Below are 253 nucleotides of genomic sequence, written 5' to 3'. Positions count from 1 at the left end.
GCCAAACTGACCGCCGACGCACAACGGCTCGCCGCAACGCATTTCGGTCCGATTGCCGTAGTCGCGATGTACGCAGTGGCCGCTCTGCTGTCGGTGCCGGTCACCTTGCTGATCGCCGTAACCGGGCTGGTATTCGGCGCGATCGCCGGGGCCGCCTACGCGCTCGCCGGGACGCTGATCGCCGCGGCGGCGGGCTGGGCCGCGGGCGCCTGGCTCGGTCGCGACGCCGTGCGCGAACTGGCTGGCGAACGCC

General features: G+C 72.3%; 1 pseudogene. It reads left to right on the top strand.

Features of this window, described 5'->3' with window-relative positions:
* Positions 1-253: pseudogene (locus tag SB822_RS59090) on the top strand (hypothetical protein); the annotation flags it as partial.

It is taken from the genome of Paraburkholderia sp. SIMBA_054 (assembly GCF_046534875.1).
In the GTDB taxonomy this organism is placed as follows: Bacteria; Pseudomonadota; Gammaproteobacteria; order Burkholderiales; family Burkholderiaceae; genus Paraburkholderia; species Paraburkholderia hospita.
Note: the sequence above shows the minus strand (reverse complement) of the source record. Positions and strands in the feature narration are given on the sequence as shown.